The sequence below is a fragment of the Pseudomonas sp. ES3-33 genome, assembly GCF_000952175.1.
In the GTDB taxonomy this organism is placed as follows: Bacteria; Pseudomonadota; Gammaproteobacteria; order Pseudomonadales; family Pseudomonadaceae; genus Aquipseudomonas; species Aquipseudomonas gregormendelii.
Map to the genome: position 1 here is coordinate 1 of NZ_JZRI01000104.1, position 17,740 is coordinate 17,740.

13 protein-coding genes and 1 pseudogene are annotated in these 17,740 nt (G+C 57.3%); 2 read left to right on the forward strand and 12 right to left on the reverse strand.

Annotated features, from left to right (window positions below; translation table 11 throughout):
• The first annotated feature begins 124 nt into the window (after positions 1-124).
• Together UB23_RS17670 and UB23_RS17675 are read left to right on the forward strand one after the other, a co-directional pair.
• Positions 125-1,771: an acetolactate synthase large subunit gene (locus UB23_RS17670; protein WP_045060596.1), complete on the forward strand. Its 1,647-nt coding sequence runs from the start codon at positions 125-127 to the stop codon at positions 1,769-1,771.
• Between the two features lie 398 nt (positions 1,772-2,169).
• Positions 2,170-2,937 (forward strand): annotated as a pseudogene (locus UB23_RS17675) (IS5 family transposase); the annotation flags it as partial.
• A 186-nt stretch (positions 2,938-3,123) separates the two neighbouring features.
• On the opposite strand, the gene hisC reads toward UB23_RS17675, so the two are convergent.
• From hisC to hutU, 12 genes are all read right to left on the reverse strand, one after another.
• On the reverse strand, positions 3,124-4,251 hold the full coding sequence (gene hisC / locus UB23_RS17680; RefSeq protein ID WP_045060597.1) for a histidinol-phosphate transaminase: 1,128 nt from the start codon (positions 4,249-4,251) through the stop codon (positions 3,124-3,126).
• Positions 4,248-5,072 carry an amino acid ABC transporter ATP-binding protein gene (locus tag UB23_RS17685; protein ID WP_045060598.1) on the reverse strand — a complete coding sequence of 275 codons (825 nt, stop codon included), beginning with the start codon at positions 5,070-5,072 and terminating at the stop codon, positions 4,248-4,250. Before UB23_RS17685 ends, hisC begins: the two co-directional genes overlap by 4 nt.
• 83 nt (positions 5,073-5,155) lie before the next feature.
• A complete protein-coding gene (locus UB23_RS17690; protein ID WP_045060599.1) occupies positions 5,156-5,827 on the reverse strand; it encodes an amino acid ABC transporter permease in 672 nt (223 codons plus the stop codon).
• Positions 5,824-6,486 (reverse strand): amino acid ABC transporter permease, encoded by a 663-nt coding sequence (locus UB23_RS17695; RefSeq protein ID WP_045060600.1) that lies wholly within the window; start codon positions 6,484-6,486, stop codon positions 5,824-5,826. Before UB23_RS17695 ends, UB23_RS17690 begins: the two co-directional genes overlap by 4 nt.
• A gap of 100 nt (positions 6,487-6,586) precedes the next feature.
• Positions 6,587-7,423, reverse strand: a complete 837-nt coding sequence (locus tag UB23_RS17700) for a transporter substrate-binding domain-containing protein (protein ID WP_082069203.1) — start codon at positions 7,421-7,423, stop codon at positions 6,587-6,589.
• Between the two features lie 96 nt (positions 7,424-7,519).
• Positions 7,520-8,896, reverse strand: coding sequence for an FAD-binding oxidoreductase (locus tag UB23_RS17705; RefSeq protein WP_045060601.1), 1,377 nt, complete (start codon positions 8,894-8,896; stop codon positions 7,520-7,522).
• 55 nt (positions 8,897-8,951) lie between these two features.
• The gene (locus UB23_RS17710) at positions 8,952-10,025 is read right to left on the reverse strand and encodes an aromatic ring-hydroxylating dioxygenase subunit alpha (protein ID WP_045060602.1); all 1,074 of its coding nucleotides are present in this window, start codon (positions 10,023-10,025) and stop codon (positions 8,952-8,954) included.
• A 727-nt stretch (positions 10,026-10,752) separates the two neighbouring features.
• Entirely contained in the window at positions 10,753-11,556 is an 804-nt protein-coding gene (hutG, locus tag UB23_RS17715; RefSeq protein WP_045060603.1) for an N-formylglutamate deformylase, read from the reverse strand.
• 10 nt (positions 11,557-11,566) lie between these two features.
• Positions 11,567-12,772 carry an imidazolonepropionase gene (gene hutI / locus UB23_RS17720; RefSeq protein WP_045060604.1) on the reverse strand — a complete coding sequence of 402 codons (1,206 nt, stop codon included), beginning with the start codon at positions 12,770-12,772 and terminating at the stop codon, positions 11,567-11,569.
• Complete coding sequence (locus UB23_RS17725) at positions 12,769-14,199, reverse strand: amino acid permease (protein ID WP_045060605.1); 1,431 nt, start codon at positions 14,197-14,199, stop codon at positions 12,769-12,771. The genes hutI and UB23_RS17725 overlap by 4 nt, the downstream gene beginning before the upstream one ends.
• 121 nt (positions 14,200-14,320) lie before the next feature.
• Positions 14,321-15,859: a histidine ammonia-lyase gene (hutH, locus tag UB23_RS17730; protein WP_138726074.1), complete on the reverse strand. Its 1,539-nt coding sequence runs from the start codon at positions 15,857-15,859 to the stop codon at positions 14,321-14,323.
• 184 nt (positions 15,860-16,043) lie between these two features.
• Positions 16,044-17,717: a urocanate hydratase gene (gene hutU / locus UB23_RS17735; RefSeq protein ID WP_045060606.1), complete on the reverse strand. Its 1,674-nt coding sequence runs from the start codon at positions 17,715-17,717 to the stop codon at positions 16,044-16,046.
• Positions 17,718-17,740 lie beyond the last annotated feature (23 nt).

The following is a 17,740-nucleotide window of genomic DNA, read 5'->3' on the forward strand; positions in this document are numbered from 1 at the left end:
TATTTAATACATTGCCGGTATTGTTGCTGGCGAAAAATTTAAGTTTTGCCTGTGAGAGCGCGAGATGAAGTTTAATTTCGTGTAAATGCGCGCCTGCGCGAACTAAAAGTACAAAGGTGATGTAATGGCTAAGGCCGCTGATGTTGTCGTGCAATGCTTGGAAACTGAAGGTGTCGAGTACGTATTTGGTATCCCAGGTGAGGAAAACCTTGATTTACTTGAGTCGCTACGGCGCTCCAAACAGATAAAGCTTGTTCTTACAAGGCATGAACAATCAGCTGGCTTCATGGCTGCTACTTACGGTCGTCTGACAGGCAAGACAGGAGTCAGTTTATCGACCCTTGGCCCTGGCGCTACAAACCTGGTGACGGCAGGAGCCTATGCTTACCTCGGCGGTATGCCGATGCTGATGATCACCGGACAAAAACCAATCAAAAAATCTAAGCAAGGTCGTTTTCAGATTTTGGACATTGTGGGCATGATGGCGCCCCTGACCAAATACACCCACCAATTAGCTTCAGCGGACAACATTCCCTCTCGTATCCGGGAGGCTATTCGCTTAGCTGAAGAGGAAAAGCCGGGGGCAGTCCACCTGGAACTCCCAGAAGATGTGGCTGCAGAGCATACAGACAGCACACCTATTCCGCCTAACCTGACTCGACGGCCACTGGCAGAGTGCAAATCCATACAAGCAGCAGTAGCGAAGCTCAAGGAAGCGAAAAGTCCAATTATTGTCATTGGTGCTGGTGCCAACCGCAAAATGACCGCAAGCGTGCTTCTTCAGCTTGTCGAGAAAACAGGGATTCCCTTCATTACCACGCAAATGGGGAAGGGGGTTGTCGATGAGCGCCACTCAAAGTTTCTTGGTAATGCTGCGTTGTCGTCGGGAGACTTTGTACATCGCGCACTGGATTCGGCTGACCTTATTGTTAACGTAGGCCATGACGTTATCGAAAAACCACCGTTTTTTATGGTGCGTGGTGGAACTGAGGTTATCCATGTGAATTTTCGGTCTGCTGAGGTGGATCCGGTCTACTTCCCGCAGATTGAAGTCGTCGGTGATATTGCCAATTCCATTTGGCAGATCAGTCAAGCGCTCACTGACCAGGAACAATGGAATTTTACTCGAATTCTTGCAATACGTGAGGCAAACGAGGCTCAGATTATCGAAGGGGCGGATGATGGACGCTTCCCGATGTATCCACAGCGTGTTGTGGCGGATCTGCGCAGAGCTATACCCTCTGAAGGTATTGTAGCGTTGGACAATGGCATTTATAAAATCTGGTTCGCCCGTAACTACAAAGCGCACATGTCTAACACCGTTCTGCTCGATAACGCGCTTGCGACGATGGGCGCAGGTCTACCCTCCGCTATGGCTGCTCGTTTGGTTTATCCAGACAAGCCAATCGTCGCGGTATGCGGTGATGGTGGATTTATGATGAACAGCCAAGAGCTTGAAACTGCGGTTCGAATGAAGATGAACTTGGTTGTGGTTATTTTGCGTGATGACGGTTACGGTATGATTCGCTGGAAGCAAGCTCAAATGGGCTTTGAGAATTTTGGTCTGGACTACGGTAATCCTGACTTTGTTTTGTATGCGCAAAGTTACGGCGCCACGGGACATCGCGTAGAAAGTGCGGAAGAGTTTCTACCTCTAATTAAACGTTGTATTGATTTGCCAGGAGTGCATGTCATTGACTGTGCTGTCGATTATTCGGAGAACGACTTCATCCTCAATAGTGCCTTGAAGGAGCGTAGCGCTGCGCTATAGGTGATTTATAATAGCCGCAACAAGTGGTGGGTGAGAGCGAAAACTCTCCAGGCTGATATAGCTTAGGATAAATAGCCGAAAAATTTCAAGCGTAGGTTGGCTAAACTTAGACAGTTGGTTAAAACGCCATGGCTAAGGGGTTTTTAAACTAAGTACACTGGCTATCCAATTGCCTCGGTTGTGTATACAGACTTTTTGTGTTGGCGCGTTTCCCATCGTTGAGTAATCATCGATGGGTTTTTTTTAGTCTTTATCTAGTCTGGATGCAGTTTGAGTGAAGTCTGGATTGCGACTTAATTAACGAACGGCTTTCGGCACAAATGGACTGGCGGACGGCGTTTCGAACAGTGTTTCAAATTTTACCTAACGGTAACTCTAAGATTTCAGTTCGAAGGTGCAACTTCTCCGATGAAGGTACCGAAGATGCCGTCTACGACAGCCAGGCTATTCGTGGTTTTATCGGCATCGACCTGGGCCGTGAGTCGGCACCGGATGCCACCACTTTGCTGCGATTTCGCCGCTTGATGGAAATCCATCAGCTGACGCGGGTGCGGTTTGAAACGATTAACCAGCATCTGGCCAGCCGGGGTCTGCTGCTCAGGGAAGGCGCTATCGTCGACGCGACCCTGATCGCCGCGCCGCCTTCGGTCAAGAACCGAGAAGGCAAGCGTGATCCTGAGATGCATCAGTCCAAAAAAGGCCATCAGTGGCACTTCGGGATGAAGGCCCACATTGGTGTCGACGCTACGTCGAGACTGGTGCACAGCGTGGTAGGGACGGCCGCCAACGTGGCGGATATCACCCAGGTCGACCAGTTACTGCACGGTGCCGAAACCTAAGTTTCGGGTGACGCTGGATACACCGGTGCGGCCACGCGACCGGAGCATGCTGAACGGGACGTTTTCTGGTCGATTGCAGCACGGCCAAGCAGTTACAAGCACCACGGCAAAGGCAGCGTGCTGTTCCGGGTCAAGCACAAGATAGAATACGCCAAGGCGCAACTGCGCGCCAAGATCGAGCATCCCTTCCAGGTAATCAAGGTGCGTTTCAATCATCGAAAGGTTCGCTACCGTGGACTGGAAAAGAATACGGCGCAGTTGTTCAGTCTGTTTGGGTTGGCCAATCTGATGCTGGCCAAGCGGTATTTGCAACGGGCGGCGGGATAAATCCGTCTGAAAGGCGAGGCTGGCCCGAAAATCAACAAAATGAGGGCAGAAATCGGCCCCAGAAACGCAGAATAAGGCCGATGGGTTGAAAATACGGCTTGAAAATGGAGGACGGCGCAAACGGGTTAATTGTTCAGCGTCTCCCTAAGAAATTGGTATAGGCCGCTAATGCGGCCCTACTTGAGTTCAGGCCAGTTCAGCCAGGGTCCTGCAGAGGGCTTCGAGGAACATATCGTTGTCTTCCGGGCTGCCCACTGATACCCGCAAGTAGCCAGTGTAGCCAGCATCTCGCCAGGGTTTGACGATCACCCCAAACTGCAGCAAGCGTTCATTGACGACTTCAGCTTCGTGCGAGGTTTCAAAGAACAGGAAGTTGGTCCATGACGGCGCCACCTTCAAACCCATCTCGTGCAGGGCAGCACACATGCGCCGGCGTTCGCTGGCCACTAGTTCTAGCCCTCGTTGCAGGTGCTGGTTGTCGGCAAGGGCGGCGACCGCGGCGGCCTGGGCGACCCGGTTGACGTTGAATGGGGTGCGCATACGATCGATCAGCTCGCTCAGCAACGGATCGCTAGTGATCCCGTAACCGACGCGCAGACCAGCCAGGGCGTAGGCCTTGGAGAATGTGCGCAACAGCACGAAGGGCTTGCCGCTAGCCTGCAGCAGAGCCAGGCAGTCAGGGTATTCGGCCTCTACCTGGGCATATTCGAAATAGGCTTCGTCGAACACCAGCAGCGTATGCTCAGGCAGGGCATCAAGTAGGCGCTGCAGTTCGGCCGTGAAGAGGATACTGCCGACTGGGTTGGATGGGCAGGAAAACATCAGCAAGCGGGTACGAGGTCCAAGGGCGGTGATCATACCGTCCACATCAAAGCTGCCGTCAGCTAGCAACGGCACACCGCGGACCTCGGCGCCGACCGCTTGCGGGTAGATCAGATGCAGGCCGAACGCCGGCAGCACAGTGACCACTTCATCGCCGTGATCAAGGAAAGTGCGCGCCAGGATGCCCAATAAGTCTTCCGACCCGTTGCCGAACACCAGATAAGCTGGATCAACATTCAGCTCGATGGCCAGGGCGGAGCGAAGCTCAGCGCATTGCGGGTCGCAATAAATCGCGCAGTCAGCACCGGCACTGGCGATCGCTGCCGCCACAGCGGGCGCTGCGCCGAGGGGATTTTCGTTGCTGCCAAGCTTGGCGATGCGGGTTAACCCGTAGCGCTGGCGCACTGTCTCGCTTGACAGGCCGGCGTTGTAATTGGGCAGGGCGCGTACTTCGCAGCGGGCCAGGGCTTTCAGTATATGTGGCGCGGTCATATGATCTGTTCCTCTTTCTTGTCCTGCCAGAAGGCATTGCGGTCCAGGTAGTTCTGCAGAAACTGCTGCAGGCGCGGGTGTTCGTTGTTGTGAAAAATTTTCTCCGGCGAGCCACAAACGGCGATCTTGCCTTGGTCGAGGAATGCCACTCGGTCGGCGACCTGGGCGGCAAAGCCCATTTCGTGGGTGACCACCACCATGGTCATGCCATCGGCAGCGAGGGATTTCATGACCTGCAGTACCTCGCCGACCAGCTCCGGGTCGAGCGCGGAAGTGGGTTCGTCGAACAGCATAATCTTCGGCTCCATGGCCAGGGCGCGGGCAATCGCCACGCGCTGCTGCTGACCGCCGGAGAGCTGCGCTGGATAGGCATCGGCCTTGTGCACTAGACCGACCCTGTCGAGCATGGTCAGACCCTTGGCGCGCGCCTCGGTCTGAGGCAGCTTGCGCACTTGCACCAAGGCCTCGATGACGTTGCCGAGCACGCTCATGTGCGGCCACAGGTTGAATTGCTGGAACACCATGCCGACGTTACGTCGCACCTGGTTCAGCTGGCTGCGGCTGGTGAGTCGGCGTAACGGGCCGGGTTGCCAGCCGAGCAATTGGCCCTCGATATAGATCTCACCTTCGTCGTATTGCTCAAGGAAGGCCATGCTGCGCAACAGTGTGCTCTTGCCTGAACCGGAGGGACCGATCAGGCAGATCACCTCGCTGTGGTGGATGTCCAGGTCGACGCCTTTGATCACCTGCAGGCTGCCGAAGTGTTTGACCACCCCACGCAGTTTTAGGATGGGGTCGACGTTTTTGGTGGAAGTGTGCATGCGCTTACCTCATTGAGCAGCGGGTAGATAGCCGCCGCCGTCATGGCAGTTTCGTGCCGCTGCGCCGGGCAGCGGCGCCTGTCTCAAAGCACTTCGCGGGCGATGAAACGGCCTACGCGTTTTTCCATCCACATGCCGGTGCGCGAGCACAGCTCGACCAGCAGCAGGTAGCTGATACAGAGCACCAGCAGGGTTTCAACGAATGCGAAGGTGGAGGAGCCGATGCCGGTCAGGACCATGGTCAGTTCTGGAATGGTGATGATCGACAGCACGGCGGTTTCCTTACACATGATGGTGATCAGGTTGATCAGTGCCGGCAGGATGATCACCAGCATCTGCGGAACCTCGATGCGCAGGATACATTTCCAGCGGCTGATGCCCAGGCAGTTGGCAGCCTCCAGGTGACCCTGAGGGATGGAGAGGAAGCCGCCGCGGAAGATCTCGGCGAAGTACACACTGCCGTAAATGCCCAGGGCGATTACGCCGGCCGGTACCGGCGCAAGCTCCAGGCCCAGGCTTGGGCCGCCGTAGTAGAGCAGGAACAACTGCACCAGAAACGGCGTGCTGCGGATCAGCTCGATATAGACCCGCAGCACACCGCGCAGGAACCGACCACCGAACAGCTGAAGAAGCGCGACCAGCAGGCCCAATGCAAGGGCGAGCGCCACACCGCTGGCCCAGGTGGCGAGAGTGATACCGAAGCCGCTGGCGATTTCTGGTAGGCGATTGGTGATGATCGAAAGGTCGAAATTCATGTGGTCTTACCTCCCATGCGCCGTTCCAGCCAACTGCCGCAATAGGCCAGGGGCAGGTTGATCAGGCAATAAAAGCTCGCTAGCAGCAGGTAGTTCTGCAGGAACAGGTAATCGCTGGCGGCCAGGTTCTGTGCCGTGCGGGTCAGGTCGGCGATACCTACCACGGAAATCAGCGAGGAGGCCTTGATCAACAGGATCATCTCGTTGATCAGCGCAGGCAGCGTTAGTCGCACCGCTTGTGGCAGCTTGATTCGGAACAGCATCCGCAGGGGACTCAGCCCCAGCATCCCTGCCGCTTCAAGCTGACCTTCAGGAATGGCGAGAAAGCCGCCACGCAGGATTTCCGCGATATAGGCACCGGCTGCGAGTGACAGGCCGATGATTGCCGCGGTCATGGGGGCAATGTTCGGCAGGCCAATACGTGGCAGGAAGTAGTAAATGAACAGCAGTTGGACCAGCAGCGGAATACCGCGGAAAACAAAGATATAGGCGCCGCCGAGCCGAGTGAATAGCGGCCGGCGCGATAGGCGCAGGCTACAGATGCCGACGCCAATGACGAAGCCGAAACCCAGGCCGGCCAAGGCAGCTTCCAATGTCACGATCAGGCTCGCTGCAAGCAGCGGCACGTTCTGGATCAAGATTTGCCAATCAAAAAGCATGACTCTCACTCCAAGCGTTCAAGACCATCCGACAGCAGCCCTCAAGCCCGGCGGGTACGGCGCGGGCTCAAGGAAATGTTTTTACTGCGTGTGCGGGGTCTTACAAGCTTGGGTCAACTTCGACCGTCGGTACCTTCATCTCGGCACCCAGCCATTGCTTCTGCAGGCTGGCCAGACGACCGTCGGTATTGAGCTGGAGGATTGCCTGATTGACTGCGGCGATTAGACTTGCGGAGTCTTCACCCTTGCGGCCGACGAAGGCGAAGTAGGAGGGTTTGCCGAACGGTGGCTGCACCACCTTGAAGGCCTGCGAGCGCTGGGAGGCGACGAAGGAAATGTTCGGCAGCGAATTGGCGACCGCTGCGATGCGACCGGCGCTGAGGTCGGCGTAGGCCTGGTTGTTGTCGACGTATTCGCGGATGGTTACAGGTTTGGGTAGGGTGGCAGCGTAAGCCTTCAGCTCGTCCAGTTGCGCTGAGCCCTTACTAGCGCCGACGGCCTTGCCGGCGATGTCGGCAGGTTGGTTGATGCTGTTATCATTGGCGCGCACCATCAGCGCCACGGTGGCTTCGGCCATTGGCAGGGTGAAATTGTAACGCTCCTTGCGTGCCTTGGTGACGATCAGTGGGCCGCCGACCAGGTCGAATTTGTTCGCTTCCAGACCGGGCAGTACGCTTGCCCAAGGCAGGTCGAGAAATCGCACCTTTACCCCTAATTGCTCGCCGATCAGCTTGAACAGGGCGGGATTAAGCCCTTGCTGCTGGCCTTTTTCTAGATAGTCAAAGGGGGCAAACTGCATTTCTGTGCCTATCACCAGCTCGCCGGCCTTTTTCACTTCGGCCAATTGGTCGGCTTGGGCGGCGAAGGGCAGCAGAGTCATCAATGTGGTGATGCACAGGCCACGCAGGATTTTACGGTGTTGGCTCTTGCTTTGCATCGAGTAGCTCCTCAGAGGATTGTCAGGTTGTGACTATTGTTGTTATCGCTTCGATGAATCAGCAGTAAGGCGGTTGTGGGTGGATCCGGTGTTGGCTTAAGGCAGCACTTTGCCGGGGTTGAGTAAGTTGTAGGGGTCGAAGCTCTGTTTGAGTTGGCGCATGACCGCAAGCGTCTGTGGGTCGACCGAGTGATGTAGAAAGTCGCGTTTGAGCAGACCGATGCCATGCTCGGCTGAGATCGAGCCGCCCATGTCGCCGACGGCGCTATACACCAATTCTTCCACGGCAAGTAGCGGTGCTGGTTGTGGCAGCGAGTTACAGTCGAGGGTCAGGTGCAGGTTACTGTCGCCGATATGGCCGAAGTAGTAGCTACGCTGGCCCGGCCACTGTGCCTCCAGGCGCTGGCAGATGTCGTCGACGAACTCGCCGATCCGGCCGATCGGCAGGCTGACATCGAAACTCAGTGGGCGCATGCGGGTGGGGAACTCGCCGGAGGCTTCGCGGATTTTCCACAGATGACGGGCCTGGGATTCAGAGCTGGCAAGGACCGCATCGAGGACCTGCTCACCTTCCATGGCCCGATCCAGGAAACTTTCCAGGGCCTCACGCGTGGCGCAAGTGTCGAGCAGGACATAGAGCGGGTAGTTGTCATTGAGCGGGGCATGGGGGTTTTCCAGCCAGCTCACTCCCAATTGGTAGTAGTCCGGCCACATGAGTTCGTAGGCTTCTGGGGTGCCCAGTTCCCGTTGCAGGCAGCGCAGCAGGCTGACGGCGCTGGCATAGTCTGGCAAGGCGCACAGGGCGGTGGCCATGCTGCTGCGGGCAGGCGCCAGCTTGAGTACGGCGCGGGTGATTACACCCAGGGTGCCTTCGGAGCCGATGAAGCATTGCTTGAGGTCATAGCCGGTGTTGTTCTTGATCATTTTGTTCATCAGGTTGAGCACCCGACCATCGCCGAGCACCACCTCTAGGCCCAGCACCTGGTCGCGGGTCATGCCGTAGCGGATCACGCTGTTGCCGCCAGCGTTGGTGGCGATGTTGCCGCCGATATGGCAGGAGCCGCGTGCGCCGAGGTCCAGCGGGAACAGGAAGCCGGCTTCGGCCGCGGCCTGCTGGATTTTTTCCAGCCGAGTGCCGGCGCGCACGGTGATAGTGGCTGCCGCGCTGTCGATTTCCTCGATCCCTTCCAGGCGCTCAAGCGACAGGGCGATATCGTAGGCGCGGGGCTCTGCGCCAGCCGCCAGCCCGGTCAGGCCACCCTGCGGTACCAGGCTCTGGCGCGCTGCGTGGCAGATGCGCAGTGCACTGGCCACCTGCTCGGTGTTGCGCGGCAGCAATAGGGCGGCCGGGCGTGCCGGCGCATTGTTGGTCCAGTCGCTGTGGTGCTGTGGGCTGATTGCCTCTCCCGTGAGTACGGCAGCCTCGCCCAGCGCTCCACGTAATTGGGTGAGGGTCTGTTGCAGTTCGCTCATAGGACTCTCTCTGACAAGAAGGTTGGCGTGCCGGTGGTGTTGCTTGAGGTTTACTTCAGGCTTGTACCTTGGAGGGGTCGGCGTGTTGTTGGGTCAGTGGAATCAAACGATCAGACTGTTCTTCGACAATCAACTTGGCCAGGTGACGACGAAAGCGCAACGGGCCTGAGTCAGTGGCTAGATCAATGTTGGGCGTCTGCTTGTTGGCCATACCTAGGTGCACGGCACTGAGAACGACCCGATCTTCGGCAAAAGCATGACGCACGTCCTCGTCGAACTGGCGTGAGATCTCTTCATTGTCCTGGTCGAAATTTCGTACTTGGAACCAGTAGTAGCGAGTGCTTGCTTCGTCGATGGGGGTCATGAAGTTATAGGAGTTCATCAGGAATACCTGCTCGTGCAGCTCTCCCTCATCGGAGCCAGTCCCTGCCGGGGTGAACAGCGCCTTGATAATGGCCTGTGCAGGGTAGTGCACCTCATAGTGCTGTTTGCGATCGCAGTTACCGCTGAATTTGACGAATTTTGCATAGAAGGGCGCCACTTCGACATCGCGCATCCAGCGAGACACGACCACACCGACATCACTGACGGTGGTCTGTAACGGTTCTTCAGCACAAGCCGCGTTACCAAAGGAGGATTGATGCACCCAGGCCACATGAGAGGGGTCAAGCAAGTTGTCGGTCATGTACAGATAGTTACAGGGGATAACCATGCTATCGCCACGATTGAGTCCCCATGCAGGATCACCCCATTCCGGCACATGGCAGATTTTTGCTTCGTCAGCCAGATCGACATCACCCATCCAGATCCAGATGAGCCCGTAGCGCACGGCAAGGGGATAACTGCGTACCTTGGCACCTTGTGGAATGCGCTGGCTACCGGGGGCGCGGACACAGCTGCCGGAGCAGTCAAAGGTCAGGCCATGGTAACCACACTCAAGGTTATCGCCCTGGCGACGACCCAGTGACAAGGGAAGCTTGCGGTGCGGACAGGCATCCTCGAGGGCTACCGGGGTGCCGTCGCTCTTGCGGTACAGCACCACCGATTCACTGAGCAGAGTGACGGGGTACAGATCTTCGCCCAGTTCGGCTTCGCTGGCGGCGACATACCACGCGTTTCGCAAAAACATAGAACCATCCTCATTATTCTTATTTTTTCGCCCTGTTCAGCAGGGGCGACTGTTATGCAGAATACGGGAATGGATTGTTGCGAACAGATCAGAAAATCTGTCGAGTTGTTTAGATAAATTAAACTGATGTGATATTTGATCAGGCTAGTACGGCTGTGTGGAACCCTCTAACGTCGCCCGAGCCGGCATCTTGCGAATGGGAAAGCGTATCGCTTGATACTAATATCCGTGCAACTGCACCTGTGGGTAGCAAAAAACCGGATGATAATAGTTGGCCACCAAAGGACGAAAATGGCGTTAAGCGACACTAGCTCGTGCGCGCAGCACCTATGGCAGAATAAGCAGATTGGGCGGATGGCTGTAGCACTGCAGGTATCATTTTTACAGGGTGAACAATGAAGTTCGGTAATAAACGCCAACGAGGCGCCGAGCAAGAAAATTGTGAATGCCATTCATTGAAGGATTGTAAGTCTCTCTTCAAGCCGTATTGTTAAGCCAGTTTAGGTTGGTTTAAAAGTTGCACTTCAAGCCATTAGGTGGAATGGTAATCCACCTGACTGGCCGGTAGCAATTTTTCTAGGAATAGCTCATCGCTAGTTGAGCATGTAGGTCTAATAAATAACAGGTAAGCTGAGCAGCCAATCCTTTTGGGTGTGGCTGGTTTTTCACGCGCATACATAGGTAATATATGCACTCGATTGTAGGCTTTGTAGTGCTTCAAGACAGCTTACTTTCGATATTGCTCAATTCCCCAAGAAAGCATACGTTCTAACAGAACTGTTAACACTGCCTGGGTCGGAGTCGCCAGGTCTTCGCGGTAGCAGAACGGCTCAAACTCTTCCATATACGTGCACTGGCCCAACTCCAGTTGCACGGCATGGATGTTTTGCGCCGGGTTGCCGTAATGCCGGGTGATGTGGCCGCCCTTGAAGCGTCCGTTCAGCACATGGCTGTAGTCCGGGTGTGCGGCGCAGATCGCTTCCAATTGAGTCGCAAGCTGTGGATCGCAACTGGCGCCATTGAAGGTGCCGAGGTTGAAGTCCGGCAGTTTGCCGTCGAACAGGTGCGGGATGATCGAGCGAATCGAGTGGGCATCGAACAGCAGCGCATAGCCGAATTCGGCTTTGAGGCGCGCCAGCTCCTGCTGCAAGGTGCTGTGGTAGGGCGTCCAGATCTGCTCCAGATAAGTCGTACGCTCTTCTTTCGAAGGCTCCAGACCTTCACGGAACAACGGCACACCGTCAAACAGCGTCGCCGGGTACAGACCGGTGGTCGCACCCACGTACAACGGTTTGTCGTCGGACGGCCGGTTCAGGTCGATGACGAACCGCGAATACTCGGCGGCCAGGGTGCTGGCGCCCAGTTCGGCGGCGAAATCGTAGAGCTGCGGGATGTGCCAGTCGGTGTCCGGCAGGCTTTTCGCGGCCGGGATCAACCCGGCCTCGACCGCCGGGGTCAGGCGCACACCGGCGTGGGGCATGCTGATCAGCAGTGGCACGCGGCCTTGTTTGAAGTTCAGAACCTTATCCACAACTGCTCTCCTACAGACTCGTTTCGACGCCGTGACGCACGACGCGTTTTTCCAGATCACCACCCAGCCAATACGACAGGTCGGCCGGACGATCGATTTGCCAGGCGACGAAATCCGCGACCTTGCCCACCTCCAGCGAACCGTGAGTGTCGGCCATGCCCAGAGCAGTGGCGGCGTGAATCGTGGCGCCGGCCAGGGCTTCTTCCGGGGTCATACGGAAACAGGTGCACGCCATGTTCAGCATCAGGCGCAACGACAGTGCCGGAGAGGTGCCGGGGTTGAGGTCACTGGCGATGGCGATTTTCACCCCGTGCTTGCGCAGGGCGTCCATCGGCGGCAATTGAGTCTCGCGCAGGAAGTAGAAAGCGCCAGGCAACAGCACCGCGACCGTGCCGGACTTGGCCATGGCGATGGCGTCGTCTTCGGTCATGAACTCCAGATGATCGGCGGACAATGCGTGGTAACGCGCCGCCAGGGTCGAACCGTGCAGGGACGACAATTGCTCGGCATGCAGTTTCACCGGCAACCCCAGTTCCTGAGCGGTGATGAACACCCGCTCGACCTGCGCCGGGGAAAACGCCAGGTATTCGCAAAACGCATCCACCGCATCCACCAGCCCTTCGGCGGCCAGGGCCGGGAGCATCTCGGCGCAGATGTGATCGATGTAGTCGTCGGCGCGATCCACGTACTCCGGCGGTAATGCATGGGCGGCCAGGCAAGTGCTGCGCACGCTGATCGGCAGCTCGGCGCCGAGGCGACGGGCCACCCGCAGCATCTTGCGTTCGTTGGCCAGGTCGAGGCCGTAACCGGATTTGATTTCGATGCTGGTGACGCCATCGCGCATCAGGCTTTTCAGACGCTTGGCGGCGCTGGCGAACAGCTCATCTTCGCTGGCCGCGCGGGTGGCGCGTACGGTGCTGGCGATGCCACCACCGCTTGCTGCGATTTCCGCGTAGCTGACGCCTTGCAGGCGCTTCTCGAACTCACCGCTGCGGTTCCCGCCGAACACCGTGTGGGTGTGGCAGTCGATCAAGCCCGGCGTCACCCAGGCCCCGTTCAAATCAGTGACCGTCGAGTACTCGCCCGTCGGCAGTTCAGCGCGCGGGCCAACCCACTCAATGTGCGCACCGGACGTCACGATGGCCGCATCCTCGATGATCGAGTAGACGCCTTGCGCCATGGTTGCAACGTTACAGTGTTGCCATAGAGTTTTCATCCGTGGTCTCCGTTAGGGTATTGACGGGGCATAGAAAGATCACGGGACCCCTGGACCTTACGTCCTGACGCCGGTTTCACCCACACTAAATAGGCGACTGCGAGTAAGGCAATCCAAATTACTCCGACGATTAATGCTGGTTGTGTATCCGAGAAATATCCCAGTACACCAATGATAAACAACATGAAGGTAATGGCTGCTAGAGGGGCAAAAGGCCAGAACGGCACCGGGAATTGCAACTGGGCGACTTGTTCGCTGCTCATGGAGCGACGCATGGCCACCTGAGTGACTAGAATCATCAACCAAACCAAGACCGTGGCAAATGTGGCAATCGAGGCGATCACCAGGAAAACCTTTTCCGGGATCAAGTAGTTCAATGCCACGCCACCGAGCAAGGCTGCGCCCATGACTAACACAGTCATCCAGGGCACGCCATGTCGAGATAGTTTGCCAAAGACTTTTGGTGCATGACCTTGCTGCGCTAGGCCGTACATCATCCGACCGGCCCCGAATATCTCGCTATTGATCGCTGAGACTGCTGCGGAAATCACAACGATATTGAGGATGGTTGCCGCCGAACTGATCCCCAGATTGTCGAAAATCTGCACGAAGGGACTGCCCTGACTGCCGATCTGCGGCCAAGGGAAAATTGCCATCAATACAAACAAGGTCAGGACATAAAATAGCAGTATTCGTATTGGTACCGCGTTGATCGCCTTCGGCAACACCCGTTGCGGGTCTTTGGCTTCACCGGCAGTCACACCGATGATTTCGATACCGCCGAAGGCAAACATCACCACCGCAAACGAGGCGATCAGGCCACTGAAACCGTTGGGCATGAAACCGCCGTGTATCCAGAGATTGTTGATACCAATGTCCGTCGAAGGGTTCGCACTGTACATACCAAACAGAATGATGCCGAATCCACCAAGTATCATCGCGATAATGGCCCCGACTTTGAGCAACGACAACCAGAATTCCATTTCCCCGAAAACTTTCACCGTGCACAGGTTCAGTCCACCAATCAGGCATACAATGCCAAGTACCCAGATCCAGCGTGCAACCTCCGGAAACCAAAAGCCCATATAAATACCGAAGGCGGTGACGTCGGCCAAACCAACGATTATCGTTCCAAAAGCGTAAGTCCAGCCGAGGATAAAGCCGGCCATTGGCCCCAGATAAGTACTGGCATACTGCCCGAACGAGCCAGCCACCGGGTCGCGTACTGACATTTCACCCAGTGCGCGCATCACTATAAACACCGCCGCACCACCAACCAGGTACGCTAGCAGTACCGCTGGGCCGGCCATCTGGATGGCCGAGGCAGAACCGTAAAACAGCCCGGTGCCGATAGCTGACCCCAGAGCCATGAATCGAATATGTCGAGCCGAGAGCCCGCGTTTCAAGCCTGTTGCTTGCTGTTGCATTGCGCATCTCTATTTATTTTTATGAGCGTAAATTGACTTAAGTGAAAACCCGCTCCTTGATGGGAGCGGGTAGGACTTCTATCAGCTTGTCTGCGCAAAGGAGCCAAAGGCCCCTCCCTAATTACAGGCTGGGCAGCAGCTGGACCGGTACCAGCTCATTCAGGCAACGCGAAGCCAGCAACTCGGTGGCCGCGTTGATGTCCGGCGCGAAGAAACGGTCTTTCTCATAAAACGGCACTTCTTTACGCAGAATCGCCCGGGCCTGCTCCAGTTTCGGCGAGGTCTTTAGACCGTTGCGCAGGTCCAGGCCTTGAACCGCTGCCAGCCATTCAACGGCGAGAATCCCGCGGGTGTTTTCGGCCATTTCCCATAGACGCTTGCCAGCAGCCGGGGCCATGGAAACGTGGTCTTCCTGGTTGGCGGAAGTCGGCAGGCTGTCCACCGAGTGCGGATGCGCCAGTGCCTTGTTTTCGCTGGCCAGTGCCGCTGCGGTCACCTGGGCGATCATGAAGCCGGAGTTCACGCCGCCGTTGGCCACCAGGAACGGTGGCAGTTGCGACATATGTTTGTCCATCATCAGCGAGATACGACGCTCGCTCAGGGAACCGATTTCAGCAATGGCCAATGCCATGTTGTCCGCGGCCATGGCCACCGGTTCCGCGTGGAAGTTACCGCCGGAGATCACGTCGCCTTCAGCGGCGAACACCAACGGGTTGTCGGACACCGCGTTGGCTTCGACAGCCAGCACTTCGGCAGCCTGGCGGAACTGGGTCAGGCAGGCGCCCATGACTTGCGGCTGGCAGCGCAGGGAGTACGGATCTTGAACCTTTTCGCAGTTCTTGTGCGAATCGGAGACTTGACTGCGCTCGCCCAGCAGGTCGCGATAGGCGGCTGCGGCGTCGATCTGGCCTTTCTGGCCACGGGCAGCGTGGATACGTGCGTCGAACGGAGAGCGCGAACCCAATACCGCTTCGACAGTCAGGCCACCAACAGCCACAGCACCAGCGAACAGATCTTCACCTTCGAACAGACCACGCAGCGCGTAAGCAGTGGAAACCTGAGTGCCATTGAGCAGCGCCAGACCTTCTTTCGCAGCCAGGGTCAGCGGCGTCAGACCAGCAACTTTCAGTGCTTCGGTCGCTTCCATCCACTCGCCTTTGTAACGCGCCTTGCCTTCACCCAGCAGCACCAGCGACATGTGCGCCAAAGGCGCCAGGTCACCAGACGCGCCCACTGAACCTTTCAGCGGAATGTGCGGGTAAACCTCAGCGTTGATCAGGGCAATCAGCGCATCGATCACCACACGGCGAATACCGGAGAAACCACGGCTCAGGCTGTTGACCTTGAGCACCATGATTAAGCGCACCAGGTCGTCGCTGATCGGTTGGCCGACACCGGCGGCGTGGGACAGCACCAGCGAGCGCTGGAGGTTTTCCAGGTCTTCGCTGGCGATGCGGGTCGAGGCCAGCAGGCCGAAACCGGTGTTGATGCCGTAAGCGGTGCGGTTCTCGGTGAGGATTTGTTCCACGCAAGCGACACTGGCTTCGATCTGGGCCGAAGCGCTGTAGTCGAGCGTCAGTTTCACCGGCTGCTGATAGACATCACGCAGTTGGGCCAAGCTCAGTTGACCGGGAATCAAGTTAAGCGCAGTCACATTCATGCTCCTTTCGAGGGTTCTTTAAATCACTAACCAGACGTTCCGGGTGATTCCGTTATCAATCGCTGCCCGCATTTGCGGTGTAGCGCGTTGGCACGCTGGTTTATTTTGAAATCAAGTAGTGGTTAGCTGCGTATTTACAGCGATGCGTGGCCGTGGACCGCTATTACATTGCGGTCCGCTTTTATCAACCGGTAATCATTGGCAGGTTCAGGCCCTGTTCCTTGGCGCAATCAATGGCGATCTGGTAACCGGCATCGGCGTGACGCATGACACCGGTGGCCGGGTCGTTATGCAGCACGCGAGCGATACGCTCGGCCGCTTCGTCGGTACCGTCGCAGACAATCACCATGCCCGAGTGCTGGGAGAAGCCCATGCCGACGCCGCCGCCGTGATGCAGGGACACCCAGGTCGCACCGCTCGCGGTGTTCAGCAGGGCGTTGAGCAGTGGCCAGTCGGACACAGCATCGGAACCATCCTGCATCGATTCGGTTTCACGGTTCGGGCTGGCAACCGAGCCGGAATCGAGGTGGTCGCGACCGATCACGATCGGCGCCGACAGCTCGCCGCTGCGTACCATTTCGTTGAACGCCAGGCCGAGTTTGGCGCGCAAGCCCAGGCCGACCCAGCAGATACGTGCCGGCAGGCCCTGGAAGCTGATGCGCTCGCGGGCCATGTCCAGCCAGTTGTGCAGGTGCGCGTCGTCCGGGATCAGTTCCTTGACCTTGGCGTCGGTCTTGTAGATGTCTTGCGGATCGCCCGACAGGGCCGCCCAACGGAACGGGCCGATGCCACGGCAGAACAGCGGACGGATGTACGCCGGTACGAAACCCGGGAAGTCGAATGCGTTTTCAACGCCTTCTTCCTGGGCCATCTGACGGATGTTGTTGCCGTAGTCGAAGGTCGGGATGCCTTGCTTCTGGAAGTCGAGCATCGCTTTGACGTGCACCGCCATCGATTGCTTGGCGGCCTTGATCACGGCAGCAGGTTCGGTCTTGGCGCGAGCGCGGTATTGCTCCCAGGTCCAGCCGGCCGGCAGATAACCGTTGAGCGGGTCGTGGGCGCTGGTCTGGTCGGTGACCATGTCTGGACGCACACCGCGACGGACCAGTTCCGGCAGGATTTCCGCCGCGTTGCCCAGCAGCGCGATGGAGATGGCCTTGCCTTCGGCGGTGTACTTGGCGATACGGGCCAGCGCGTCGTCGAGGTCTTTGGCTTGCTCATCGACATAGCGGCTTTTCAGACGGAAATCGATGCTCACCTGTTGGCATTCGATGTTCAGAGAGCAAGCGCCAGCCAGAGTTGCAGCCAGAGGTTGAGCGCCACCCATGCCACCCAGACCTGCAGTCAGGACCCAACGGCCTTTCAGATCATCGTTGTAGTGCTGGCGACCGGCTTCGACGAAGGTTTCGTAGGTGCCCTGGACGATGCCCTGGCTGCCGATGTAGATCCAGCTGCCGGCGGTCATCTGGCCGTACATGGCCAGGCCTTTGGCGTCCAGTTCGTTGAAGTGTTCCCAGTTCGCCCAGTGCGGCACCAGGTTGGAGTTGGCGATCAATACGCGCGGAGCGTTGGTGTGGGTCTTGAACACGCCGACCGGCTTGCCGGATTGCACCAGCAGGGTCTCGTCGTCGTTCAGGTGGGTCAGGCTCTCGACGATTTTGTCGTAGCACTCCCAGTTACGCGCCGCACGACCGATACCACCGTAAACCACTAGTTCTTTAGGGTTCTCGGCGACTTCCGGATCGAGGTTGTTCATCAGCATGCGCAGAGGTGCTTCAGTCAGCCAGCTTTTGGCGGTCAGCTTGTTACCACGCGCAGCGCGGATTTCGACATTACGGAAATTGGATGGCTTGCTCACCAGGAATCCTCTTGAAATGGCCG